Origin of the sequence: Falsiroseomonas selenitidurans (assembly GCF_012103215.1) — a bacterium.
In the GTDB taxonomy this organism is placed as follows: Bacteria; Pseudomonadota; Alphaproteobacteria; order Acetobacterales; family Acetobacteraceae; genus Falsiroseomonas; species Falsiroseomonas selenitidurans.
Map to the genome: position 1 here is coordinate 1 of NZ_JAAVNE010000116.1, position 1,676 is coordinate 1,676.

3 protein-coding genes are annotated in these 1,676 nt (G+C 71.5%); 1 reads left to right on the top strand and 2 read right to left on the bottom strand.

Features of this window, described 5'->3' with window-relative positions; translation table 11 throughout:
- Positions 1-907: ATP-binding cassette domain-containing protein (locus tag HEQ75_RS27560; protein ID WP_168035322.1), on the top strand; the 907-nt coding region annotated here is incomplete at its 5' end.
- Here HEQ75_RS27560 and HEQ75_RS27565 read toward each other — a convergent pair.
- Positions 908-1,459, bottom strand: a complete 552-nt coding sequence (locus HEQ75_RS27565) for a GNAT family N-acetyltransferase (RefSeq protein WP_168035323.1) — start codon at positions 1,457-1,459, stop codon at positions 908-910.
- 20 nt (positions 1,460-1,479) lie between these two features.
- Positions 1,480-1,676 (bottom strand): hypothetical protein (locus tag HEQ75_RS27965; RefSeq protein WP_209318817.1); only part of this gene is annotated, 197 nt, incomplete at its 5' end.

The window sequence follows — 1,676 nt, forward strand, 5'->3', positions numbered from 1 at the left end:
GCTCGGCCAGGCGGCGATGCTGGGCGCGCTGGGCTATGGGCTGGCGATGGGCGAGGCGGGGGTGGCGGGCGCCGTGCTCGGCCTGTTCCTGGCCACCGCGGCCGGGGAGGCGCTGGGCCTGATGCCACGCGCCGGCGCCGCGCTGGCAGCCGCCGGCGCCAGCGCCCGCCGGCTGTTCGAGGCCGCGGACCAGGAAGCCCCGGTGGCCGAGCCCGCCACCCCCGCCGCCCCGCCGCGCGGCCACGCCATCCGGGTGGAGGGGCTGCACTTCGCCTGGGCGCCCGGCGCCCCCGCGGTGTTCGACGGGCTGCAGCTTGAGGTGCCGGAAGGCGCGCGCATCGCGCTGCTGGGGCCTTCCGGCATCGGCAAATCCACGCTGGCCTCGCTGCTGCTGAAGCTGGCGGCGCCGCAGGCCGGGCGGATCACGCTGGGCGGGGTGGACCTGGCCAGCCTGCCGGCGGATGTGGTGCGCGCCCGGATTGCCTGCCTGACCCAGGATGCGCGGCTGTTCGACGACAGCATCGAGGCCAATCTTCGCCTCGGCCGGCCGGAGGCGGAGGAGGCGGCGCTGTGGCAGGCGCTGGACCGCGCCGGCATCGGCGAGGTGGTGCGCAGCCTGCCGGAGGGCCTGGCGACCCGCTGCGGCGAGGCCGGGGCACGCTTTTCCGGCGGCCAGGCGCGCCGCCTGGTGCTGGCCCGCGCCCTGCTGTCCGAGGCCCCCGTGCTGATCCTGGACGAACCCGCCGCCGGCCTGGACCCGGAGACGGAGCGTGCCTTCCTGGAGACCCTGGGCGCGGCGACGGCGGGGCGCACGGTGATCCTGATCGTCCACCGGCTGGTGGGAGTCGAACGCCCGACGCGCATCCTGCGGCTGGCCGCCGGGCTCGCGGTGCCGGCGATGGGCTGATCAGCCCGCCTGAACGGCACTGCTGCGCATGACCTCCTCGAACTGGAAGGCATCGCCAGCGCCCTCGGGCAGGTCGCTGTCCTCCTCCGGATGGTTCGGGTCGGCATGGTGCCGGTTGAAGAAGGTGATGATCCGGAAGCCGCACTTGTTGACGTAGAAGTGGATGTTCCGCTTCTCGAAATAGGGGGTGTGCGTCTGCCAGGTGAGCGTCTCGGGGTAGCGCTGCTCGATGGCCAGCCAGGCCTTCAGGCCGATGCCGCGCCCCTGCTCGCCACGCTTCAGGAAGAAGAGGTCGAGGCTGTTGTGGTGCGTTTCCCGGTCGATCGTGACCACCGCACCGCCAACCTTCCGTCCGTCGCGGAGGATGCGAAGCACCTCCGCCCCGGGCGCCCCCATCGCCCCGGTCAGGACTGCGTCGGAGGGGATCGGCCCATCCGGCAGCGCGCCGAATTCCTCGACGACGGCGACCGCGAAGGCCTCCTGCAATTCCTTCCGGAAGTCGGCGAAGTCATCGGGTTCAGCGGGCGCGAGGGTGATCGTGTCGTGAGTCATGCCGAGGGTCTAGCGCCACTTCACCGAAAGCGAGGACGGTGAAACGGCACTACCTTATTGTTCCGACGCATTTTCCGAGTCGCCTTGCGAAGCCGCAAGGCTTGAAAATGCCCTAGCAGCCTGTCGGATTCCCGTGCGGCCTGAAATCGGCGAATCTGCTGGTCATGACGCAGTTCATTCCGTTCAGCCGCGACCAGGCGTTTCTGCTGCCGCCGGA